This is a genomic window from Aureliella helgolandensis, from assembly GCF_007752135.1.
Classification (GTDB): Bacteria; Planctomycetota; Planctomycetia; order Pirellulales; family Pirellulaceae; genus Aureliella; species Aureliella helgolandensis.
This window is the reverse complement of sequence record NZ_CP036298.1, coordinates 4493594-4518349: the sequence shown is the minus strand read 5'-3', so window position 1 is coordinate 4518349 and position 24756 is coordinate 4493594. Positions and strand designations below refer to the sequence as shown.

Annotated in this window: 17 protein-coding genes; 6 read left to right on the top strand and 11 right to left on the bottom strand. The window is 54.9% G+C overall.

Features of this window, described 5'->3' with window-relative positions; all coding sequences use genetic code 11:
- Positions 1-81: 81 nt before the first annotated feature.
- Positions 82-519, bottom strand: a complete 438-nt coding sequence (locus Q31a_RS15945) for a YkgJ family cysteine cluster protein (protein WP_145079853.1) — start codon at positions 517-519, stop codon at positions 82-84.
- Positions 520-671: 152 nt separating this feature from the next.
- Between Q31a_RS15945 and Q31a_RS15940 the strand changes: the two genes are divergently transcribed.
- From Q31a_RS15940 to Q31a_RS15930, 3 genes are all read left to right on the top strand, one after another.
- Positions 672-1523: a formyltransferase family protein gene (locus Q31a_RS15940; protein WP_145079850.1), complete on the top strand. Its 852-nt coding sequence runs from the start codon at positions 672-674 to the stop codon at positions 1521-1523.
- A gap of 161 nt (positions 1524-1684) precedes the next feature.
- Complete coding sequence (locus Q31a_RS15935; protein ID WP_231690785.1) at positions 1685-2794, top strand: serine hydrolase domain-containing protein; 1110 nt, start codon at positions 1685-1687, stop codon at positions 2792-2794.
- A gap of 596 nt (positions 2795-3390) precedes the next feature.
- Complete coding sequence (locus Q31a_RS15930) at positions 3391-3684, top strand: hypothetical protein (RefSeq protein WP_145079847.1); 294 nt, start codon at positions 3391-3393, stop codon at positions 3682-3684.
- A 764-nt stretch (positions 3685-4448) separates the two neighbouring features.
- Here the strand turns inward: Q31a_RS15930 and Q31a_RS15925 are convergent.
- From Q31a_RS15925 to Q31a_RS15890, 8 genes are all read right to left on the bottom strand, one after another.
- Complete coding sequence (locus Q31a_RS15925; protein WP_145079844.1) at positions 4449-5714, bottom strand: hypothetical protein; 1266 nt, start codon at positions 5712-5714, stop codon at positions 4449-4451.
- A gap of 60 nt (positions 5715-5774) precedes the next feature.
- A complete protein-coding gene (locus Q31a_RS15920) occupies positions 5775-6014 on the bottom strand; it encodes a hypothetical protein (RefSeq protein WP_145079841.1) in 240 nt (79 codons plus the stop codon).
- A 138-nt stretch (positions 6015-6152) separates the two neighbouring features.
- Complete coding sequence (locus Q31a_RS15915; protein ID WP_145079838.1) at positions 6153-6734, bottom strand: hypothetical protein; 582 nt, start codon at positions 6732-6734, stop codon at positions 6153-6155.
- A 575-nt stretch (positions 6735-7309) separates the two neighbouring features.
- Positions 7310-8713 carry a hypothetical protein gene (locus tag Q31a_RS15910; RefSeq protein ID WP_145079835.1) on the bottom strand — a complete coding sequence of 468 codons (1404 nt, stop codon included), beginning with the start codon at positions 8711-8713 and terminating at the stop codon, positions 7310-7312.
- Between the two features lie 53 nt (positions 8714-8766).
- Positions 8767-11328, bottom strand: coding sequence for a hypothetical protein (locus Q31a_RS15905; protein WP_145079832.1), 2562 nt, complete (start codon positions 11326-11328; stop codon positions 8767-8769).
- Between the two features lie 49 nt (positions 11329-11377).
- Positions 11378-11737, bottom strand: coding sequence for a carbon-nitrogen hydrolase family protein (locus Q31a_RS15900; RefSeq protein WP_145079829.1), 360 nt, complete (start codon positions 11735-11737; stop codon positions 11378-11380).
- 2357 nt (positions 11738-14094) lie between these two features.
- On the bottom strand, positions 14095-15159 hold the full coding sequence (locus tag Q31a_RS15895; protein WP_145079826.1) for a dihydrodipicolinate synthase family protein: 1065 nt from the start codon (positions 15157-15159) through the stop codon (positions 14095-14097).
- 2 nt (positions 15160-15161) lie between these two features.
- Positions 15162-16205 carry an NAD-dependent epimerase/dehydratase family protein gene (locus Q31a_RS15890; protein WP_231690784.1) on the bottom strand — a complete coding sequence of 348 codons (1044 nt, stop codon included), beginning with the start codon at positions 16203-16205 and terminating at the stop codon, positions 15162-15164.
- A 37-nt stretch (positions 16206-16242) separates the two neighbouring features.
- On the opposite strand from Q31a_RS15890, the gene Q31a_RS15885 reads away from it, so the two are divergent.
- Both Q31a_RS15885 and Q31a_RS15880 read left to right on the top strand, forming a co-directional pair.
- Positions 16243-17667 carry a hypothetical protein gene (locus Q31a_RS15885; RefSeq protein ID WP_145079823.1) on the top strand — a complete coding sequence of 475 codons (1425 nt, stop codon included), beginning with the start codon at positions 16243-16245 and terminating at the stop codon, positions 17665-17667.
- A 456-nt stretch (positions 17668-18123) separates the two neighbouring features.
- A complete protein-coding gene (locus Q31a_RS15880; protein WP_231690783.1) occupies positions 18124-19218 on the top strand; it encodes a Gfo/Idh/MocA family protein in 1095 nt (364 codons plus the stop codon).
- A 313-nt stretch (positions 19219-19531) separates the two neighbouring features.
- Here Q31a_RS15880 and Q31a_RS15875 read toward each other — a convergent pair whose 3' ends face one another.
- A complete protein-coding gene (locus tag Q31a_RS15875; RefSeq protein WP_145079820.1) occupies positions 19532-22525 on the bottom strand; it encodes a PVC-type heme-binding CxxCH protein in 2994 nt (997 codons plus the stop codon).
- Positions 22522-23925, bottom strand: a complete 1404-nt coding sequence (locus Q31a_RS15870; protein ID WP_197355317.1) for a hypothetical protein — start codon at positions 23923-23925, stop codon at positions 22522-22524. Before Q31a_RS15870 ends, Q31a_RS15875 begins: the two co-directional genes overlap by 4 nt.
- Before the next feature lie 302 nt (positions 23926-24227).
- On the opposite strand from Q31a_RS15870, the gene Q31a_RS15865 reads away from it, so the two are divergent.
- Positions 24228-24722, top strand: coding sequence for a DinB family protein (locus Q31a_RS15865; RefSeq protein WP_145079817.1), 495 nt, complete (start codon positions 24228-24230; stop codon positions 24720-24722).
- The last annotated feature ends 34 nt before the right edge of the window (positions 24723-24756 follow it).

Genomic DNA, 24756 nt, shown 5'->3' with positions numbered 1-24756 from the left:
CGGCGGTCCAAGTAGAGATGGTGCAATGGTGACGGGAATGAATATCATGGGCGGTGCGCAGGCAGCCCGCACAGGGCCCAGCTAGACGGAAAGGATGGGTAACAGTGAGGGCTCGCTGGATCGCAGACTGGGCAATTCTCCTTGCAAAACGGTCGCTTCCATGTATTCAGCGACTTGCTCGGCAGTTTCGAAGTACTTTTCGTACGTGGAGTCCTCGTCGTACTCACAATTGTCCGTGGTGTATTCGCGGCAGATTTCGGGGCGCGTGTCGTAGATCCCGCAGCGATGGTCGTCTTGCAGGTGTTTGCACGTTGTGTGGACTAGCAAATACCAACTTTCGTCCTCGACGAACACACTGGCGCGGTCATGCAGGAGAAACCACCGCATGAAATCGAAGTCCTTGGCGCAATCGGGTGTATCGATGGGCAATGCAAAATAGCGGCAGCACTTGGCGGTGCAATACTCGCACAAGCTTTGGCCGGTGGGAAGTCGTTCCCGCGACATGCGTTCGGTAATCATGCTGGTGTCCTTCTGAGAAGCGGAAATTGGCCAGGGACCGAGCCAGCTTTCCATACGGCATCTTACCTAGACCGCTCACGTAGAGCTGGGAAACTTTATACACTTTATCACCAGTTTGACCACCAAGACCCAGAAGATTTCACGGAGAGAGCATGGAGATCGTTGTTACGGCAGTTGGCCCGGATCACGCCGGTTTGGCAGACCCCATTATTCACGAAGCGACGGCGCAGGGGGCGAGCATCGCCGAGATTCAAATGTACGATCACGATGAAGCGGCCGTTTTCGCGATGATGTGCCGGCTCAAGATCGATGCTTCCCGCTGGGACAGTATTCGCAGCAAGATGCTCGACATCGGCGCTGAAAAGGAGCTGTCAGTTCGAGTCTGGACTCCCACGCCGCCCAATCGAAAGGCTCGACTGGCGATCTGCACTACCTATCAAGAGTCGACGCCACGCGCGATGCTCCAAGCCATCGCCGATGGGGTGATTGATGCTGAGGCGACGGTCATGTTGGGGAATCGTCAGAAATGCGCCAAACTGGCGGAGGAATTTGGTGTCCCTTGGCACAATATCGGCCAGGCAGATGGGGCCGCCAATGAAGCCGCGTTTGTCGAGTTGCTGGACGAGTACGCGGTGGACTACGTGATTCTAGCCCGTTACATGCGGGTCTTGCCGCCCGACACTTGTTGGAAATTCGCTGGCGGACGGATTATCAATCTGCATCATGGACTCCTGCCTAGCTTTCCTGGATTCCGGCCCTATCACGATGCCTACGCCGCCCGCATGTTGACCTTTGGAGCCACCTGCCACTTCATCGTGCCTGAGTTGGATGCGGGAAATCAAACGATCAATCAATCGACTTTTTCCGTACCACCCGGTACAAAGCTCGACGCGATTATCCAGCAAGGTCAAGAGGTCAATGAGCCCCGTTGTTTGGTTGAGGGAGTGCGCCGCGTGGTTGCTCGCGAAGTCAAACTACATTTTCATCGGATTGTTGCAACCTGAGGTTCAACGAGTGCCGAGTGCCGAGTGCCCTGCGGGCGGGGCAGGAGAATACGCGGTGCTGTGGTCCTTCCGGCAGCAGCAGAATCTATACTATTTCTAAAGACGCAAACCATGAGTCGGTTTCTCCAGACACGTCCCCTCCAATGAATTAGGACTTAGCCGTGCCGCTGAAAACACTTTATTGCTTACTGGTCGCTTTAACGGTCGTTATTCCCCTCGCGCCCCTCGCCGCGCAGTCTGAGATTGCTGCAGCCGCCTCCCTGCCACGTAGCACGCCCGAATCACAGGGAGTCTCTACCAAGGCGATTCGCGAGTTCATCGAGCGGGCAGATCAGGAAGTCCAATCGCTCCATAGCATGATGCTGGTGCGGCATGGCCAGGTGGTGGCCGAGGCGTGGTGGGCACCCGAGTCCGCCGACAAGCCACACGTGCTGTGGTCGTTGAGCAAGAGCTTTACTTCTACTGCAGTCGGGCTGGCCGTTGCCGAAGGCAAGTTGAGCGTCGACGATTTAGTGCTCTCCTTCTTTCCCGATGAGAGTCCGGCGGAACCCTCGGCGAATCTCAAGTCGATGCGAGTCCGCGATCTGCTCACCATGACAGCCGGTCATCAGGCAGAGGTGAAGTTGACGAAAGAAGAACCGTGGACGAAGAGTTTTCTGGAGCATGAAGTCCCCCACAAGCCCGGTACCCACTTTCAGTACAACACCCCTGCGACTTACATGCTCTCAGCAATTGTACAGAAGGTTACCGGACAAACGGTGCTCGAGTACTTGCAACCACGATTGTTTGATCCCTTGGGGATATCCGCACCACGTTGGGACGCTAGCCCGCAAGGGATCTCAATTGGCGGCTACGGGCTCTTTTTAAAAACCGAAGACCTTGCCAAATTTGGACAACTCTACTTGCAGCATGGGCAGTGGGAGGGCGAGCAAATTGTTCCAGCACAGTGGATTGCCCAAGCCACCTCCAAGCAGGTTTCCAACGGTAGTGATCCGAGTCGGGATTGGGATCAAGGGTACGGTTTCCAGTTCTGGCGCTGTCGGCACAACGCCTTCCGTGGTGACGGGATGAACGGGCAATTTTGCGTGGTCCTGCCCGACGAAGATGCAGTGGTTGTAATGACGGCCAACGCACGCGATCTTCAGGGGCAATTGAGCCTCGTCTGGGAGTTGCTATTGCCCGGAATGCACGACGCGGCCCTGCCCGAGGCAAGTGCTGAAGAGCAGGAGCAGCTGCGAGCGCTGATCGGTACGCTGAAAGCCGACCGCTAAGATAGTCAAATACAATTAGCATGTGGATCATTTAGAGAATGACGATTTACGAAATCTCCGCTGATCAATTCCGCAAAATCAAAAGGTGTGTTGGGGGCACACCACTTCCTTGGTAGGGTGTTGTGTGTGGGGATAACCGTTCACGGTTGTCTGCAACTTACACTCCAACCTGAAGCAATGGTTGAAATTGTAAGTGGATAAGGAAGGTCGTGAACGGCTACTTTTTCTTTTCGCATATTTGGCGTCTTTCGCGGTTATCTATCCTGGGACTGGGGAAGGTTCAGGGGGGCGAGTGATATTGGTCTGTGCGGGTAGTGTGTTGGGGGTGTTGTGGTGTGCTGGGGGCACACCACTTCCTTGGTAGGGTGTTGTGGGAGGCGTGGTAATTGGAGGTGCACGTCGGACTGAGGAAATGGCGACTTGGGAAGCAGAGGGGAAGCGTCTCAGTGATTGTTGAAATAGGGGCTACCATGGTGAGAATTCTGACCTTGGCATCTTGCAACTCTATTTCGGCTGCAACCGGCGGTGAAACTATCCATGGAGGTGCTTAGCGTTTTCCAGTTGCATGGACAAGTTTTAGGCTCCGAAGCTGGTCAGTGTTTCGTGATTTCCCTGCGAGGTCCAATGCGCAAGAGGATCTGCGACGTCATGGCGGCATTCCAACCTCACAGAAGCTGTTCATCGTTCCCATGCAGAGCTCCCTCTTCATTCCAATAGAATTGCGAATGTTGAACGTATCGCTACCTGCTTGCGACCTCGGCAAACTTGAATTGCCTCAATTGCTCTACTACTCGGGCACTTTCTCAATCGATTCACAACCTGGGGTTACGCGTGAACTCGTGGAACTCGTATTCGCTCACCCCAGGCTAGATGCTGTCGCTACTCCGTAGCTGGGCTTCGAGGCAAAAGTTGGAGTGGAATTGCAAGTAGCAGGAGCGGTTATGGCCCGGAAGAGCCGGGGGAAGAACAAGTGTCAGGACTCTCTGCGGATGAGTTCGGTGGTGGAACTCTGCTGGATACGTACTTCTCTGTAGTGAAAATTAAAATGGAAGCCACTCAAACCGCTTCAGCATCGCATTAATGAGTCTTGCCACCTTTTCGTCACCCACCCTGGCTGCGTTGCCGCAACTTGCTGCTTCGCAATCGGTAGCATCACGACATTCCCATCGCACGAGCTGCACAATGACGCTGATTACAAAACCGACGCCGAACGTTAGTTCGCGATGCGAAACCTCCACAGGTCAGGCTGGGGGAGAGGGGCAGATTTTACAAGGCGACTTTTAAGCCGCATCGCCCCATTGGCACTCAGCATTTCGAGCCTGCGTCTCTCCCATACTCTCTCTGGACCCGCTCTCCCCAGAATTAAGCCGTTGGGTCGTAGTCGATTGAGCTGGAAGACAAGCCGCCGATTCAATGCCAAGTCTAACATTTGGGATGCTTGTCTTGAGGGCGTGGGGGCTAGGTTTTCTTTAAAAATACCGCGTTAGCGGGGCCACGTCACGGAGCGAAAGGCGGCAATCCATCGCAACCCCGTGACAATAACAAAAGCGATCGCCGATCAAACCCAGATCCCCTGCCTGAGCGGGCACGCGACAAGCCCGCACTCACCGACCAGTCAACGTCCCGAATTGCCCGCCATGGTGTGCAGACAGTTTTAAGTCAACCCATCGATATCGATCAAATGCAATTGACGTCCTTGATCTTCGTGAGGCGAATCGATGCAAACCAGTTTTCCATCTCGCGACAGTCGAGGGTGCGTATCGACACGCCATTCACCAGTGTAAATCGGCGGCAAAGGGAAATGGCCAAGATCGATGCGACGGCCGGAGGAAATCTCGTAGAGGTGCGGAGTTTGCATCCGCGTTTTGCCGGTCGGATAAGTGTCGTTGAGGATCCACTTGTTGCCAGGCAGATAGCTGAGATGTCCGGCGTAATTGAGTACGCCTCGACCGATCTCGTGAACATCGCCGCCGCCATCGACGTCTTCGAACAGAAAGTTCCCCCAACCTTCGTTGCCATCAAAATGGCGGGATTGAGACAATAGGTGTCTATTGTCTCGCCAGATGAAATGCGATGCGTAGCCGTTGTCGCAAACGATACGAACATCCTCACCGTCGCGGGTTGCGGTGACGATTCGCGTGAGCCGTGATCCGTTGGGATAACGCCAACGGTGCAGGACAACGAACCGCGAGCCATCGGGATTGTACAGGAGATGATTGAAATAGTGCTTGATGCCAAATTGTTCATTCGGAATGGACCCGGTGCGAGCCACGTCCGCAATCGAGAGAATCGGTATTCCCTCGCCCGTGGTTAAGTCGATGCGAACGATCCCCGAGTCGTTGGGTACCAAGTCATCGGCATAGGGATCGGGCAGGCCTACGTAACCGTAGCCGGGACGCACATCGTTGATGCGGCGAAAATCGGCGGTAACCGCTTCCTTTCCATTCGGGCTGACGGTGTAGATCGCGTGCGGAATGATCCGCGTTTCCCGCGTCTTAACATCCATGATGCGGGCGACAAAACGGTCTCCGATGCGGTCGTTCCAAATGATTTCAGAATCGGAACCGGGGATCCACTGCAACATGCAGCCTTGTTGCCATCCCCAAGCTTTGCTTTCGCCTAGTTCGATCCAGCGGTCATCATCCTGAAGATCGACCATCCCAATCTTGATCGTGTCGTTGACGGTCGGCGAACGATGCTCAAAGTCGACCTGCATCCCCAAAACGAATCGGTTGGTCGGGTCAAACTGCAGTTTGTCATAATACCCAAACCAATGATGCTTCGGTCCCCGCGTAATCGCGCGAACGGGAATCGAAGGTTCGGCGGCTGCCGCGGCCAAAGAAGGACTTCCATACGCCGCGAGGGCAAGGGCCGCTTGGTTGGCGATGAATTGACGGCGATGAATCGAATGTTTTTTCATACCAAGTCTGTTTGTCTTTATCAGGTTGCGGGGCGAAGGTCACAGGGAAATGGAATGTGGTCAGTCTTGCCTTGTCAGCCGTAGTGCGATGTCGTTGTAGAATTTCGGCGATTTGACTTGACTGCCACCACCTGCATGTTGAAACGATTCGTGCTTGGTTTTCTCCCCGGTTTTCGTGTTTAACCATTCTGCTCGCCATTTACCGGCAGGCAGATTGAGCGTCGCCAAGGCTTCGACGTCTTCCCTCAACAGCGACTGCAGATGTTGGGGCTTGCTGGGAAGCGGAACGTGAAAGTTCATGGCGTACGCGCTGCCCGGTTCCGCAATCGCCTAGGTCGTGAGTTTCGGCTCTACAGCGCGAAAAACAGACACGTCGGGGCTTCTTGCGGATGAAATCAAAGCCATCCAGGAAGCCTTTGAGGATCCCTAGTTGTTGTCTCAGTTCAACGCTGCCGCCCCCAGGCAACTTGTAGTCCCGCAATGTTCCGGTTGGGTGTTTCGCGGTGAAGGAGTAGTCAAGGTTATTGTACAGAGCTCCGCCAGCAAGCAGGAAATCCCAGGCCTCCGTACGGTACAACACGTCGGCTGAACCACGGAAACGGTTTCATTTTCACCGATCACCTTGTTCAAGCCGTCGTTCATCGCGACCGTATCAGGAGGCACGCAGTAATGAAAATTGACGGTGGAAACGGCCGGATGAGGATCCTTCACGGTGCTGCGACCGTTGGCGATGTTCATTGAAATCAGATGATGCTGAGCTAAATCTTTTTCCGTGTCCACGATCGCGTCGACGATGCGATGCTGCCATTCCATGGTGACACCGCCGAAGTAAGGTTCGTTGCAGATTTCGCAGTACAGATTGTCGAACTCTTTGAGTTCCTGCACAATTCTCTGCGTGGTTGCGATCTGAATGTCCAGAAGGTCGTTGTGTTTCATGGTGAAGGCTTCTCCGCGTGGCACCTCGCCGATGCCGTTGACTGCGTTCATCGGGCAGAAGTCCCATGTCTGATCGTCGTACATCGGGCAAAACAGTGTGAGCTCCACCACGATGCCACGATCGCCCGCCTGCGTTTATAAGTCTTTCACTCGCTCGAACCACGCTGGATCCCATTTCGTCAAATCAAAAGGATTAGCGTCTGCGGCGCACCCCGGTTCGCGGCTGGGGGCTCACGGACTGATGCAACGCCCTGGCTTCGGCGCAAGCACATTTTCGGTAATTCCTAACGCGCCAACATTTTCACGATAGGTACCCGCGAAAACGCGTGTGTGATTCAAGCCATGAGCTTTCAATTCATCGAAGTACTGCACGTAGTCAAAGTTCAGATTCAGCAACTCCCCATAATGATCGCCCGACGTCACCAGAATGGTGGGCTTGCTGCGCCATTGGAAATAATGCTAATTCCCGGGGTGCAAGGAAATTGGAGCCGTCTCGCCCTGCGCCGAAACCGCGATCGACGCAGCAAAGCATGTCAGGCCGAGAAGAAGATTGATTCGCAACGTCATAGCCAAACCTGAAACTGTAGGGTGAATTGAAATCGGTTGCCGCACAGGACAAGACATGAACGAAGCCTTGCCAGCAGCAAGGGCGGAGTCTCTCACTGAGAAACGATGGCGGCGACCCAGTTGTCGGAACCGGGCGATGAAAGCGTGACACTGCCGCCGCCGGTGATTATTTCCTGTGCGCCGGATTCGCCGGTGTTGATGTTGATCCAGTGAACCGTTAGCGGACCTTGGGTCGCCGTCATGTCGAGTTCAACTTCGCCACCAGCGGGAAAATACACGGCACACGATCCCCCGTTGTCAGCCGCAACATACGCTTCGTTCGCTTCCCGCTGAGAAAGCAAGTCGGAGGCGGGTTCGACGGACCATAGCGGAATCAAGGACTCCAGTTTTCGGGCCGCTTTGATGCAGGCAACCGCTTTGTCATTTAGGCCCAGCCCAGATTCCGGTCGGTGAAAACGAACAGAGGCTGCTCCGGCCAGCAGGTGTCGCCAGAAGCGTTCGATAGCATCCTGATCGTTGTGGCCGAATTTGTTACCGGTCGCTCCGTACGTCTTTGTCGTGTTCATCGGACGTGGCTGGCCTGCCAGGTATTTCCGTACATGCAGGAAATTGTCCCAATGCTTCTGGCCTTTGTTGTGGTTGTTTTGCGAGACATCGACGAAGTCATACAGTTCGGGATGATCAAAGGTTCGCTTGTGCTCCTCATCTGCGAGATTCCAGTCATCCCACATCTCGGTGACATAAACTGTCTTGTTCTCTTTGCCAGCTCGTTGTTTGACAAACTGAGCCCAGTAGCGGCCCCATTCCTCCTCGCCATTGGTTTCGTTGTCCATGCAATACAGCACATGACCAAACTTCAGCGAATGGTCCAGCAGCTTGTCAACGAATCGTTGCTGATACTGTAAGACAACAACGTTGTTTCGTTGCTTGGGAGTTGTAAAGAAGAATGGCTGCTTGTTGGCTCCAGGGTGGTCCGGATACCGCTTGGCGAATGCGGATTCATCGTACGTATAATTTACGTTGTTACGTGGGTTGTACGGATGAATCTGCCAGCGAGCGGCACCTTCTTGATCGTAAAAGTCAAAGCGGTCCCAAATTTCGATTTGCACGGCGATATTGCGTTTGGCCGTCTCGGTCAGCATCCGTTCGAAGCGAGCCCAGTATCGGTCGTTCCATTGATTGAGATCGTACTTGCCGTCGTCGAGTTGCTTAAAGGGATACAGCTCGAAGTCTTTGTCCTTCCGGTCGCTCATTGTGTTGCGGATGACATTGCCACCCGCTTCCGCCAGTCGGTCCAGCTGCGGCAAAAGCTGCTCCTCGGGCCACTGAAACAGGTTGTCATCATCACTGCCGCCCAACAGTAACACGGGGTTTCCATGGAAACTCCAGTACCACGGATTGTCCTGCCATGGCTGCAAAGCTTCCTCGGCAGAGGAGATGTTGGTGAACAACGTCAAAATGGCGAGTGCTGTTGGCAGGATTGAGTTGAGTTTCATGAGTTGGCTCTTTGACAATTGCGGGTATTCTAGTACGAGTTTCACTACTTCATTCATTGTGGAGTGATCGGTGGGATTTCAAAAAGGACGTCCTGGCCATCACGTGAAAAACTCACGGCCTGATTGTTGACCATGATCGTTGCTATGTCAGGGCCATAGAAACGCCCAGTGTGACACGAGCCAGATATCGAAAGCCGCTTGCCAGACATCGACAGGCTGGCGACACCGTCCATTCCGCTAACCAGCGATCGTGAATCCGAGTGCAGGTACCGCCCCTCGCCCAGCGCGTAGGCGACGACACTCCCATCAACGGTGCGAGTCACGGCCATTCTTGCATCAGTGCGGAGGGGGCCGATTGCAACGTCCTTTCCGCGCCCCGTGACAATTTGGTCAACCCCCAGATCGCTCCAAGTAATTCGACACCCCGCGGCAGCTGGGTTCGTCGACTCGATGGATTCGATCATTGGACGCTCGAACCCGTTCTTTCGCGGGAAGAGCACGGCGAAGAAGCGGGGATTGACGGCCGTTTTGGTGGCTTCAAACAATGCGTGATTGATATCGTCCTCGGGCGTGAACCGAGTGAAATGCAAGTCGAATTGTTCAGGCTGGATGAACGTGATTTCCAATTTGGTGCGATCCAAGTGTGGATCATAAATGCGGATCGGCGAATCGACTGAACCAACCCCGTCAATCACAAAGTCGTGCTTGGTTGGATCGCGTGGACGCTTTCCGGGCTCGGCAATCGGCTGGCGTGGTGCGTGCCATCGCCAACGATAGGTTTGCTCAGCGCCGTTGATATTGTAGTCGTCGACAATCACGAACAAGGGTTTGGCTGCAGAATTATCATCAGTGCTTTTCAACATCATTACCATTCGATCGGCGCGCCGGACTGGTTCGCAATACGTCGGCTGAGTTGGATCATCGGATGGCGAGCAAGCGAGGCGGAAGCGGTTGTTGTTCGGATGCGGCGCGGCGTTGAGCGAGGGATCGCCAAGCGGAAAACGGCCGTCGGCGCGGGCGTAATCCGCGAAGTCACCAGCGATGAACCCTGCCAGCCGTCCGAGACCGGGGTTTTTGCGCTGGGCGTAGAATTGATACTTCGGCAAACTTCCATCATTGCCACAGTCGGCATTGAAATAATCGAATGTTGTGAACTGTTTCATCGATCCCCACCAAGCAGTTTTTCGACTGGAGCGACCTTCTTCTTCCGTAAATTTTTCTCCATAAGCATACAGTCGCAGTGAGCCCTGCGCCAAACCACCTTTGCTGATCTCATCGCGATGCGAATACAGGACCATCTGCACCGTGTCGTCACCGCCAGGTGTTTGGATGAACTGGTTCTTGAAATGAACTTCGCCGCCGCTCTTGTTACGAAAGTCACGGAAGTACTGTGTTGGCTGCTGAGCCGCTGCCGTTGGCCCGATCGGCTGGAGATTTTGAGGATAGAACAAGGGGTAGGACAGAAACGGATCCGTATAGGCTTGTTCGGTTTTGGCAGCACCCGCGAACATGTCCCCACCCGGATGTAAATATTCCAACAGCCACAGGTCATGGCCGTCGGCATTGCCTTGCTCAAACAGGATCAGCATTTCGCCGAAGCCGCCATAGCGATCGTAGTCATCGCCGTATTCCACCAGTTGATGCAGACCAAACGCAGCACGCGAGTGGGCGTACCAGCGGATGATGTTTTCAATTCCTTTTCCAGCAAAGACGTCAGCGTCGTAGGCATTGTTGTAGGCCCGTCCCCAGAGCATCGCGAATGGTAGCGTGTAGGTCCCGTAGGCACTGCCTTCCCACGCGCGTCCGTCGGCGAGCGCTGCACGATCGAGAATGAACCGCGGAATATTCTCGTTGGTCACTTTCAACTGTCGCTGCATCGTCTCACGGTTCACCGGATCACTGATCAAGTGCACTTCATCTTTGATTGCCAGAGCGACCAACCCGCAAGCGGCCAACAGACACGCCTGATGATTCTGTCGAGGATACGGTTCGTAGGCGGCGTAAAGAAGTTTTTCTGATTCGGCGGCAGTCACGACGCCTCGCGCCAGCCAGTCAATCACTTGCTGCCGCTCAGTCTTGCTAAACTTGTCGTACGCCATGTCATAGACCAGGGCCATGTACATGATCAACTGCGCGCCCTCGTGATCGTCGCCACTGTTGTCGATCTTGTGACGGTATTGGTCGATGATCCACTGTGGGTTCCACTTATTGACAATGTCCATCGCACACGCGGCAGCGGAAGTGCCATGGTCATCATAGAATTCCGGGGCGATTGCAAATTTGAGCGCCGAATGGGAAGCAGCGATCAATTTCTTGCGCATGGCGTCAACCGCGATGAAGTGCGGCGATTGCATGAAGTCCGCCATCAATGGCTTCCAGCCTGGAGCAGGCGCAGGGACGTGGTCCGCACACAAGCCGATGCGATCGAAATAACGTTTGTTCAAACTACCGTCGACTTGGACACGAACGCGGAATTGCGGCACTTGATCTTGAGTTAGCAACAATCGCGGATGAGTCGACTTCGCCGCAGAAGGCTCCGCCGCAGTCGCCTGGAGTGCGACGAAGAAGATGGCCATGCAACACAGAAGGCGGGAACGAGCGATACGAATCATCATAGACATACACTTCCTACTCTTGTGGAGTTGTAGGCCGGTGGCGTGCGGTCTAGGCTTTAAAATCACCGAGACTGTACCGGTACATGGGATGGTTCAAATCCACTTCGGCTACCGTGACGCTTCCCCACTCCGATACCTGCGCCAGCGGTTTTCCGTTGTGACCGCAGATGACTGAGATCATCCAGTCGGATGAAACATCCGTGTAAGTGCTGCTGATGACGTAGTTGTGATTGTCGCAAGCCCGCGCCGCCCCGATCAGTGGATTGTGCCCCCACAGCCGTCTCGCGCGCACCCCCGCTCCGCAGTTGCTTAATTCACGTGCGACTTCGGGAATGAAAGCCTCGTAGACGATCATCATACCGACTTTTCCAAACCGTGTGTCAAAGACCGGATAATCCCATCCTGGCATGATGCCTCCTTCGGGGTGGGTGTGCTGGGGGGAGTGTGCTGGGGGCACACCACTTCCTTGGTAGGGTGTTGTGGGTGGGGATAACCGTTCACGGTTGTCTGCAACTTGAGCTCAAACCTGAAGCAACGGTTGATGTTGTAAGTGGATCAGGAAGGTCGTGAACGGCTACTTTTTCTTTTCGCATATTTGGCGTCTTTCGCGGTTATCTATCCTGGGACTGGGGAAGATTCAGGGGGGCGAGTGATGGAAGCGTTTCAGTGATTGTTGAAATAGGGGCTACCATGGTGAGAATTCTGACCTTGGTATCTTGCAACTCTATTTCAGCGGCAACCGACGGTGAGACTATCCATGGAGGTGCTTAGCGTTTTCCAGTTGCATGGACAAGTTTTAGGCTCCGAAGCTGGTCAGTGTTTCGTGATTTCCCTGGGAGGTCCAGTGCGCAAGAGGCTCTGCGACGTCATGGCGGCATTCCAACCTCACAGAAGCTGTTCATCGTTCCCAAGCAGAGCTCCCTCTTCATTCCAATAGAATTGCGAATGTTGAACGTATCGCCACCTGATTGCGACCTCGGCAACCTTGAATGGTCTCAATACCTTTACTGCTCGGTCGCTTTCTCAATCGATTTACAACCTGGGGTTACGCGTGAACTCGTGGAACTCGTTTTCGCTCACCCCAGGCTAGATGCTGTCGCTACTGCGTAGCTGGTCTTCGAGGCAAAAAGTGGAGTGGAATTGCACGTCGCAGGAGCGGTTACGGCCCGGAAGGGCCGCGATAGGGGAGCGTCTCAGTGATTGTTGAAATAGGGTTTTCCAACGTCCGAATTCTGACCTTAGCATCTTGCAACTCTATTTCGGCTGCAACCGGCGGTGAGACTATCCATGGAGGTGCTTAGCGTTTTCCAGTTGCATGGACAAGTTTTAGGCTCCGAAGCTGGTCAGTGTTTCTTGATTTCCCTGGGAGGTCCAGTGCGCAAGAGGATCTGCGACGTCATGGCGGCATTCCAACCTCACAGAAGCTGTTCATCGTTCCTAAGCAGAGCTCCCTCTTCATTCCAATAGAATTGCGAATGTTGAACGTATCGCCACCTGGTTGCGACCTCGGCAACCTTGAATGGTCTCAATAACTCTACTGCTCGGTCACTTTCTCAATCGATTTACAACCTGGGGTTACACGGAAACTCGTGGAACTCGTTTTCGCTCACCCCAGGCTAGATGCTGTCGCTACTGCGTAGCTGGTCTTCGAGGCGAGAAGTGGACTGGAATTGCAAGTCGCAGGAGCGGTTACGGCCCGGAAGGGCCGCGATGCAGGGCCTTGTCTTGCCCCACAATTCCAGTGCATTGGCTATGGTTAGGGCGATTGTAAATGGCTGCCATGTCGTTGCTGAGGTTGACGTTACGTATGCAGATGCGTGTGTGTGTGCACTTTCTGAGTTAGTGTCCGAGTCTCAATACGATCGCTGAGTCCTAGCTCGTATCAATCTCGGCGCGCGGTACAGGGACTGTCCCGTCTGGAATGCTTCCATTGGACGCCGCGGCGACTTAATGGTCGCGGCGTTCTTTGACCAATGCTTACTTCAGATTATTCATGGCAATCGCTCAGCGGTTAGCAACACGGGAAATCTCAGTCACTTTTACCGATACGGGAGATCGAGGATTGGTAGTCACGGCTGTAGGATTCCCTATGAGGCGAGTTGGAAAAGGAAGGAACAACGGCTCACTGCGGTCCACTACGGCGTTAGCGAATATTGCTCCTCATCGTTCAATTCAAGCTCGTCTTGGATCTGGCACGCTGGATCGTGCGTAGCACTCCGATAGCAATGATGCCAACGCTGGGAAAGAAAGTAAGAACATGGAGGATGCCCAGCCCAACAGGGTTCGGATTTGGGTCCGAAGTGAGCCCCAACCAAGCCAGTGCGATCACTGCCAAGAGAGGCATTGAACCAAGGATTAGTATGCCGAGGCCGATCCAAACCGCTCTTGAAATGCGGTGTTTCGACGCTTGTCGTTTCGGCGGTCGTTCAGAAATGTCAGACGGGTTTTGTGACTTTACTTGCACCGGAGGTCCCTGCCGTTATTGAAGCGGGAGATGGTCTCGCTGGTTCAAAGGTAAAGGAAAGTAATAGGGTAAGCAAATGGATTTTGGCAAAGGCCCGATCGACTGGGCTGGTTTTGGGGAGTAACGCATTGTAGGTTTGGGCTGTGGCGAGAATCGCCAAGGAGTGGTAGGTAAGCGCGAATGCGGTGGAAGCCCTTTCAGCTTCGGGGCAAGACGGGGTGCCAGAAATCTTCCTATTCAGATGGCCTATCCGTCTTCGTAAACTCGACTCACCCATTGGATTCAGGGGAATTGTGCTAGCCCTACGCTAGCCATTCATCAAGATGTTCGGCTACGAAGTCATCATCATTGAGATGGGGGTAGGCATGGTAGACTCGGTCGATTTCTTGCATTTGGCCCGTTCCCAGTTCCTCGGTGGGATCGAGGCACCATAGGCCTTCCAACAGGCCCTGTCGTCGAAGCACTTCGTGGATTCCCGGAATGCAGCCTCGGAATGCGTTGGCCGCATCGAACAACGCCGCATTGGTATCCGTGACTTGAGCCCCTAGCGTCAACATCCATGTCGGCAAGTTTCCGAGAGCCCTCAGCCGCTTGCATTCGTTCATGAGCAGTACGGCATTTCTTGTCCAACAGGCCCAGTGTCCGAGTAGCCCGCCCACGATGGCGCGTCGCTGCTCCCCCTCCTGTCCCTTAAACACAAACTCGGTCAACAGGTCGCCGACGATGTTGTCGTCATTGCCGGTATAGAGTGCAATATCAGCTCGCCCAGCATCGACCACCGCTCGGACGACATCTATAGTTTGATACCGGTTGAAGGGAGAGATCTTGATGGCAACTACATTTTCAATTTCCGAGAATTGTCGCCAAAAACGGTAGGACAGGAGGCGTCCGCCGACGGCCGGCTGCAAGTAGAATCCCATGATGGGCAGGACTTCGGACACGCGTCGGCAATGCTCGATCAACTGCGTTTCATCGGCGGATTGGTGGCCCGCCAAGCTGAGTAGCCCGACGTGATAGCGCAGCTCGCGAAGCTGTTCAGCCTCGCGCATCGCCTGTACTGCATCGCCGACAACTCCTCCGATACGGACGATGTGTTCTTGGTGTGGCCGCTCTTGATTTTGCAGTTCTTCCGCGGCGAGTTCGAGGACTGGACGGAGTAGTCCGTGTTGCGGTTGCCGAATTTCGAACTGCGTCGTATGCACCCCCACGGCGACTCCACCGGCTCCGGCGGCGCAGTAGTACCGTAGCAAGGCCCTTTGGCGTCGTTCGTCGAAACACCGCTGTGCATTGAGGGCCAGAGGGCAAGCCGGGATGGCCAGTCCATCGTTGAGCAGTTCGCGAATGCGAGACATTTCAGCTTGGTCCATGATCAATACCGCCCATCGCGAACTTGAAAGCCGGTTGGTTTATCGTGGGTGGGGCCGCCCCGCATAATCCAGTCGGCAGTCCATTGAATTAATTTTCCAGCGGAAACCGACGGATAGCCAAACAGCTGGTGGCAGCGCTCTCCGCTCGTTAGGAGGCAGGAATCAGATTCGGTGCCATTGAACCGAGGTTGTTTACCCATGAGCTGCCCGAACTCTTCAGCCACCCGTCGTACGCTCAGTGTCTCGGGTCCAACCACGTTGATGACCATGGGCGGTGAGCTGACGTGGTCGAGCGTTTGTAGAGATATTGCATTAGCATCGGTTTGCCAAATCAAATTGAAGTGCCCCATCGTCAAATTGATGGGACGCTCGTTGTACACCGCTTGAGCGATATCGATCAGAACTCCGTACCGCATTTCGACTGCGTAGTTCAGCCGCAGTAGACTTGCCGAAGTTCCGTGGGTGCGACTGAAGTGGTCGATAATCCTCTCGCGCCCAATGCAGCTCATGCTATATTCGTCTGTGGGTTGCAGTGGATCGGTTTCGACAGTGCCAGCCGACTGCCACGGAGAGAGCCCATAGACGCAGCTCGTGGAGAATGCGACGACACGGCTGTCCGCAAAGCGTTGCATGGCCATTCCTGGTAGGAAGCTGTTCATGGCCCAGGTCAACGACGGATTTCCAAACGCGCCGAACTTGTAACCTGCCATGTAAATCACGTTCTCGGCATCTGGAAGCTGCCGCAAGGCCTCGGTATCGAGAAGCTCAGCTCGAACCGTCTCGACACCAAATTCCTGCAAACCTCGCTCTGCCTGTTGATTTGAGAAACGAGATACTGCGATAATGCGGCGGTTACCTCCCGCTTGATCGGCTGCGCGACGCGCCATCCTGGCTAGCGAAGGCCCAAGTTTCCCACCTGCACCCAGAAACAGAATGTCCCCGCTTACCCTCTGCATCGTTTCTACTAGGGCATCGGTTGGACGGCTCAACAATTCTTCCAGTTGAGTGACATCAGCGATTGTTTCCAAATTATTTACATTCGACACAACGAAATTCACCTGTTCCTACAAGGACTCTGAATCAATGGAATCACTCAATGTTCCCCAGCGTTGGACTTCCCCACTTACCCGGCGGCAAATGTTACAAACATCGCTGGCCGGAGCTAGTCTGGCGTCTCCGCTGGCAACGAGAACTCTCCAGCCATTCGCGTCGGCACAGGAACGGGGAGAGAGGCCCAATAATGTAACACACATCAAGGTGCTCAATCCGCGTCAGCGAGTGCCCGTTAGTTTCATCATCGATGATTCAACCTGTCTGGTGAATTTAGCCCATTTCGGAATTCCACATTTTGCCGAGGCATATCCCGATCGCTATCCCCAAGATTGGCGGAAATTGCCACGGGAGATTCCCGATTCTTTTGTGCGGATCTTCGCCGATTGGTGCCGCGACCATGGTGTCAAAGGCAAATATAGTATTGTCCCGTATCCGGCTTGCGTGGGCTGGATGGATCGAGATCTACCCGGTTGGAGCAAAGCCGAGTTGGCAGACAGTTTGAAACTGGTCCGCGAGGAATTGACTCCCAATTGGGATATCCATCCTGAGATGATTACCCACACTTGGGCGATCAATACGAAGACTGGCCGCCCGTTCCCGCAACGCACCGAGCAATTCATGGAGAACTTCGGTTGGAGCCAGGACAAATCGGCCGATGAGCTGACCGATTATTTGAGCTACGCACTGCGCATCCTGAAAAATGCGGGGTTGCCTTGCCAGGGGCTTACCACCCCTGGTGGCTTTGGGAGCCGCAATCGAATTAACTTGGCCCAGGCCTCCTTGGAATCGTGTCGCGACGTATTTCAGACGGAAATACCGCACTATTTCCGCGATCTGTATGGCTCGGGGGACGAAAGCGTCGCACCGCGTGTCGAGTTGGCAAGCGGTTTGAATTCCGAGCACCCCGAGTGCGTGGTTTCCATCGTCGGCTGTACGGGCGACTGGTTCGGTGGCTGGGATGGACTGGAAATTGGTCAGGTAGATCAATTCATCACCGAAGACTTGCAAGGTGGTCGGCTCCCCGAGATCCTCGATCGAGAGGAGCCTACGATCCTGGTGTGCCACTGGCCAGGGATTTACGCGAATGGCACCCAAGCTGGTTTTAAGATCTTTCAGGAAGCGGTCCAGCGGATTCACGCTCGCAACGATAATCTGTTGTGGATGAAACTCAGTGAGATTGCGCGATACTGGGCTGCGAAAGAGCTGACCTCGATTAGCCAGACGGAAAATCGAATCGAGTTTAACGCCCCGTTTGCATCCCCCGATTTTACGGTGGAGTTGCCCCTAAGTGCGGTGCAGTCAATTGTGCAGAAGACTCCAGCTGGTCAGGAAACACTGCGCAAGATCGATTCTCCACTGGCGTTGAAATCGGGAACCTGGTTGCAGCAGAGAGAACGCGTTGTCGCCTGTTTTGAACTCCCTCAAGGGCAATCCCACCTACACCTCAATGGATAGCCTCGCCAGCTGAAATGGCTACAGGCGATACCATTTTCAGTGTGATTGCAAGTCAGCCATAGCGATTGGATGATCCTATACACAACCTGCTGTGTGAGCGCCGCAAGAATTGGGGCGAATTGCTCTCAAGGCGGGGAGCGATTGGTGCATTTACTCCAATCGCGGTGTACAGCTGCCCCCACGATCCAAGCAAGCATCTGGCGGGCGGTAGTAGCCCAATTTCCGCCGGAACGAGCAGTGAGTCTCAATCCAAACGACGGCTCGCTCAGCAGCGGTTCGGAAAAGTCCTGGGGCGAGCGTCGATCCTGCCTGTCACAATCTAACTGTTGGAGCCATTCCGGCAATACGATCCAATATCTGCTTTCTGCTCATTCCCAAGGCTGGTCCACGACCAGCCTCCGGTTTGGTAGCATTCCTTCCAATCGTTTTCGTTTTTCCTTGATTTAGGTTTTAGCAATGCACTTCGTTTATAAACTCGATATTTTCAAATTGGCCAGGCTCCGCTGCGCGGCCTATTGCCTAGCGACCATGCTGATCTGTAATCTATCCTCTTCCGTCGCATGCGCCCAAGCGGCCAAGCCGGCCCAGGAATCGGAAACCATGATACTTCGCATTGGCATTATCGGTCTCGACACGTCGCATGCCACCAATTTTGCGAAGATCATCAATGCACCGGACGCACCGGCACCCTTCGATCAATGTCACATTGTGGCGGCAGTCGCGCAGGGGAGTCGTGATATTCGCTCCAGCGTGGAACGCGTTCCTGGATATACCAAGACGGTTCAGGAGTTGGGCGTGGAAATTGTTGATTCCATTGACGACTTGCTGCCTCTCGTGGATGCCGTCTTGCTCGAGTCGAACGACGGTAAACCCCATTTGGAGCAGGTGCTGCCGGTTCTAAAAGCCGGGTTGCCAGTGTTCGTCGACAAGCCGTTGGCCGCGAGCCTGGTGGACACCTTGGCCATTTTCGAAGCCGCTCGGACCAGTGGCACACCGCTGTTTTCTTCCTCGAGTCTACGGTATGCCAAAGCAGTGCAAAGCGCACGGGCTGGTACCTTGGTAGGTAAGGTGATCGGAGTTGATACGTTTTCCCCCGCTCCGACCGAACCCTCTCACCCCGATTTCTACTGGTACGGAATCCATGGAGTTGAGCCACTGGTCGCAGCGATGGGGCCTGGGTGTGCAACGGTCAGCCGTACTCACACCGAAGGCACCGACCTCTTGGTGTGTACTTGGAGTGATGGTCGGATAGGAACGGTGCGCGGCATCCGTGACGGTCGCCACAACTATGGCGGAATCATCCATGGCGTTGAGGGAGAAAAGCCTACTGGTGGTTACGAGGGCTACGCACCACTGTTGGTGGAAATCGTAAAATTCTTCCAGTCGAAAGAGGTGCCCATCGCGTCTCAAGAGACGATCGAGATCTACGCGTTGATGTCGGCGGCGGACGCCAGCCTTGAGCAGAATGGCGCGGCAGTATCTCTGTCCGAGTTGATTGCGGAAGCTCAAGCCAAGGTGCCAGCACGCCTAGCCGAATTCGGCTGGAAGTAGGCAGCGGAAGCAATCGAAGCGAGCTGGCAGCGATGTGGTGGACTCGACTGGAATCCGCGATTGCCAGAGTCCACCACTCGCCCACAGCGAGTGCGTTTTTGCGGGGTCGCCAACGGTCATGCTCCCGGCGAGATGAACCTGCAGCGGAGCTGATCGTTTGGGGGAAGCCTCGAATATGAGAGCAGCGTAGCGGAGAGCCGTGGATGCGAATTGCGTGGTTGCTCTCCCGGTGGCATTGGACGGGCAAAGCCAGCCACGACAAGTCGCAGCACTTTAGGCTGCGGCACGTCGTAGCGGCGGTAAGGCTATCGCTCTAGGGGGCCAGAGAACCCAGGATGTAGGCGATGAGATCGGCCATTTGCTGGGGATCAATCGACTTTTCAAATCCCTCGGGCATGATCGACTGCCCGGTGCTCTTTAGGGAATCGATATCGACGCGCAATACCGTGTCGGTGGCAGCCTCGGCCCGTTTGAGTGTGATGCTGGTCGCACTCTCTGCAGAGATCATGCCGGTCATGGCTTGGCCATCCTCATTTAGCAAGATGTAGTTCAAGTACTGAGGATTCACTTCCATGTTGGGGGCGAGGACATTGCTCAGGATGGCATCAGCTCCACGGGACTTCATAGCCGACAGGCTGGGCCCAATTTCATGCCCCACACCGTTCAAGCGGTGGCAGCTCGCGCAGTGCTTTTCGAATATCTGTTTGCCGCGGTCAGCGGTGCCAGCAGATTTCAAGGACTCTTGATAAGCTGCGATGACTTCCTGGCGATCTTCGGTCCCGGATGTTCCCACATATTGACTGGCTCGTGTACGGACCTGCTTGTCTTTCGACTCAGCAGCCAGCTTGATGCGAGCGGGGGAAATGTCAGTAATCGCAATCCGCTTCGCATCAATCGCATCAAACAAAGACATGCTCAGCTCAGGACGAGAGAATAGAACTTCGCTGGCGGCCTCACGCAGTTGAGGGCTCAAGGTGGGCCATGCGGCGATAATCGGTTGTGAGACTTGGCGATTCGCAAAACTCCCCAGCGTACGAATTGCTTGATGCTGCACGGAGCTCGGCTGGCGGTGGTCTAGCAGACCGGCCAGCGTTGTCTCAGCCTGTGCATAGGAGCCGTAACGCAAGGCATCGATGGCAGCAATTCGAGCAGGTAGAGCTGCTGTTTGGCTGGTTGCAATGGGACGCATGGTGCTTAACATGCGATTCAAAGTGTGGTCAAGATCTTGCAATTCTCCCGCTTCGGCCCACTTGGCGAGCAGGCTACCCGAGCGCTGTTGTCCGGCAAGGAATTCGCCAAGAATGGGCAGCGCGAACGGGGCGTCTTGCGGGGGAAGTTGCGGCAGGACACCCACCACCGTTTTCAACTCTGGTTCGGAATTCTGCGCAGTAATCTGCTTGGCTAGATCCTTAAGAAAACCGCCAGCTGCCGGACTTCGGAAGTCAGGATTTTCGATCAGAGTCGCGAATAGGGGGCCAGCATCTTGCGCAAGTGAACTTTGCACGGCGGCCCGCATCCAGCGATTCTCTACATCGCGGAGAATGAGTTGCTCCAGTACGGTTGTCTTTTGTTCAAGCTGAAGCGATCCCACTGAAAACGCCAGTTGGTAGCGGACCTCAATCGAGTCATCCCCCGCGAGCTCGATGAGGCGAGCTGCGATGTCGACTTGCTTCTGCAGCTCTGGCAGAGCTTGTTCAACCAGGAGGATCGCGTGCTTGCGGAGCTGCGAATGCGGGTCCTGAAGTGCGGTGAGTAGGATTGGGGCGTCAAGGCCATCGAGTCCGGCTAAGGCGTGAAGCGCGTGTAGCCGAGCTTGAGGCATTTCGGCACTGACCGTCAATTGTCGCAGAGGGGCGATGGCGGCGTGATCCTGGCGTTCCCACAGCAAGCGGCTGGCCGTTTCGCGTTGCCAAGCGTTGGGATTGGTCAGCTGATGGACCAATTCCGCCGTAGTGAGCTGCTTCAACGCCTGGAATGCGCGGCGCTCGGCACCCTGGGGCGCAATGCGATAGATCCGGCCTCGGTCACGGCCGGAGGTGAGGTCCAAGTGTTGTTTGATTTCCGGGGGAAGGCTGGCGGGGTGTTCGATCACTTCGCGACAAACATCGACCGCGTAGAGTGCTCCATCGGGGCCATTTTCAAACTGAGCGGGCCGGAACCAAATATCAGTCGAAGCAACGAACTCACTGTTGTCATCAATGCGTTCAGCGACGAATTGCAAACCTCCGGAATCTCCAGGGGCGACCTCCAATCGCTTGCGGTGGATCAAATTGCTGCCAACATCGCCCACGATTGCAGTGCCTTGCATCTCCTGCGGCCAGAGGTCACCACGGACGATGGTTACTCCGGTAGCGCCGGTAAAGTAGCCCGCGGGACGCCCGCCACCCTCCACGATTCCGCGGACTGTTCCATTGACTCGCAAACGTGTCCTGACGATGCGCCAAGGTTCCACGGGACTCCGGCGAAAGACGGTTGCCTGCGGTCCATCGGCTGCGATCGACATCCGCGATGGCGGGGGACTTAGCCAAGGGTTGCGACCGATGTAGCGGTCTTCATACATTACCTGCTGAATATGATCGCTGTTGGACGAAACGAACTTGCGTCCCCAGTCGTCAAAAGTCATGCCGTGCTGCGCCGCTCCGCTGGTTAACTCGAATTCGAACGTGCGTGGATCGAAGGCAATGTCTCGGCCACGAACGTCAATCGCTTCGGACTCCGCCTGATCGGATCGTCGGACCTTACCTCCCACGCTACTGCACGCAACGTGAATGCGATTGTCCAGTCCCCAATGGAACGAATTGAGCAGTCCTTGAACATTGGAAGTACCAAATCCGGTCAAGACGAGTTGTTTAGAATCCGCCACACCATCGCCGTCGGTATCTTTGAAGTAGAAGATGTTGGGGGCGTCTCCCACAAACAGACCACCATCGAAGGGGAAGATTGCCGTTGGCCAGAACAATTGGTCTGCAAAGATCTGGCTGTGATCGTAGATTCCATCTTGGTCTTTGTCGGTCAACCGCGTGATGCGTGAAATGCCTGCCTCGCGGTCTTCGCTGTAACCTCGCATTTCACAGACGAACATTCCACCCGTTGCATCCCACTGAATAGCAACTGGACTTGCAATCAAGGGTTCGGCGGCGACTTGTTCGATCTCAAATCCGTCGGCGACTTCGAAAGAGGCCAGTGCTTGAGCGGGCTCGGTAGCTGGGATTCTCGGCAGTTCCTTGCCATAGTCTTCTTGGGCTCGCGCGGGGCCGATCGTTGAGCCAACTAGCAAGCTTGTCCAAAGTAGCAAACGGTATTTCATGGTGTTTCTCCAAGCAAGGTGCGCATCCCATCCATGAGGACTTTTTCGACTTCAGGCGAAACATTGGAAGCGGCTGGGCTCGTCTCGTAGCCTCCTTGGCTGTACGCCTCTTTGGTTCCGATATAGCCGGGGCCGTAATCTCCGTAGGCTGCCATCGCGACGGTGAGATCACTGCGCATTGCTTTGGCCGCCAATTGGTACTCGACAAACAGCTCACCAGGCATGTGCAGGATACGGGTGTCGCCGATTCGCAGGCAGGACAGATTGATTTGCTGGCCGTTCTGGCATCGATCGAGCCATGCCAGGCGATCGGGGCTGCCCCAGTACTCTGCTGGCTTCCATTGTGAAAGCCCTTCGCGTAGCTCGTCTATGTTGAGGTGCTCTGCCGGGGGGAGAGAAACTGGAACCGTTTCCCAACCGAGGTCACTGGCATTGGTCGGAAACTTTTCAGTCGCCTCGTAGGCACGGCGCATTCCATCGGCAAGGCGGCGTGCGAGGATCAAGCGGTTTTCCTTGGCACCGTCGTTGTACTTGCCAGCTCCAATGTTGCCTCCAGCTCCATTGAAGTGGACGTGCATCACATCGGGCAGATCTTGCGATCGGATGAAGCGGGCGATCCCAGGGAAATCCGGACTCGGTACGCCAGTGCGGTAATAGCTCTGGGGATGACACGCATAGTAGCTCAGGACGGCTAAGGGTTGGTCTTCGTTCCAAAATGAAACAGTGGTGAGTTCGGGGTCGATGATACCCTCGGGTTCCGCACGCAAAGCCGCGTCGCGGGTTGTGGTATACCGCACGGCGCGGACTTTCCCATCGTCCCCGAGGATCCGGCGGTTGGATGCAACACCTTCTACCTCCGACACGCCAACACCGGTATGGGTCACGACTGAAGCTTGGGGAATGCTGCGTTGGATCGTTTCGTCAAGACGATGCAGTAGATCGCGCGCTAGCGAGGTGTCAAACGCACCCACATCTTTGACACCAGCAGCTAAGAGATATTGCTCTGCCGAAAAATCGCAACGCGGCGCATCGTGTTGATGCAAGGTATGCACGACAACACGCTCCGGTTGGGTACCGGCGGAGCCGGCAATCGCGTCTCGAAAATAGTCTTGGGCTCCATTGCCGATACCAATCCAATCGACCGCGCACAAGACGATCGGTTCACCGGCGCCCAACAGAATAATACCTCGGCATCTCAAACCCAGTTCGTCGATTCTGCGTACCGGATCGTAGGCCATGATTTCGCCTAAACGTGGGGTCGCGTCGACATCAAACGTGGCGATTCTCAGCGAGCTTGCGGGAACGGTATCTGTTGGCTCGGTGGTCGCAGCGGTTTGCCCCTGCGCAGGGTTGCACTGCATGACAAGGCAGCTGAGCAGAAAAACTAAGAAGAAACGCATCGATTTGAATCTCCGAACGGGTCTAGTTGGCGGGAGGATTGGGTGGGAGCCGTATTCTACACAATTTGAACCCTCAGGAACGGTGGGCGAGCATGGACCTGCGGTTTCTAGAATGGTCCGCACAACAGCACAGCCATTTTCGCTACACTAACGCCGCTAGCGGTAATTGTACCTCGGCGGACATTGCCCCGCGGTACCCAGCACGCTGCAACGTCGAGGTGGTAACGCCACTGTTTTTCAACGCGTGTTGAGCAAACTTACATCCCCAACCAGCGACCCATCAATCAAGAGAGAGGTAGCCCATGAGCTTTTCCCAAATGATTTTGCCAGAGTTCGAGCAGGAAATGGCCAGCACACGAAGAGTGTTGGAACAGGTTCCGGATGACAAATTGGATTGGAAGGCACATCCCAAGTCCAACACCATCGGATGGAACGCGAACCACTTGGTTGAAATCCCGGGATGGGTAGCCGGTACTCTTGCGAATCTGTCTTGGGACATTGAGGGCTACGAAACACCGAATCTGCGTTCGAGGGCAGAGATCTTAGCCGCCTTCGATAAAAATGTGGCCGAAGCCTGCGCGGCGTTGAACAGTACGACCGATGCAGCCGTGTCGCAGATGTGGTCGCTAAAGTCTGGTGACAACGTTCTGATGACGATGCCAAGATCCGTGGTTATCCGCAGTTTTGTCATCAACCACACCATCCACCATCGCGCCCATCTATGCGTTTATTTGAGGTTGAATGATTTGCCAGTGCCGGGAATGTACGGACCTTCTGGTGACGAACCTGCGTCTTAGAGTCGTCGGAGCAATAAGTGTCGCCAGATCGCTC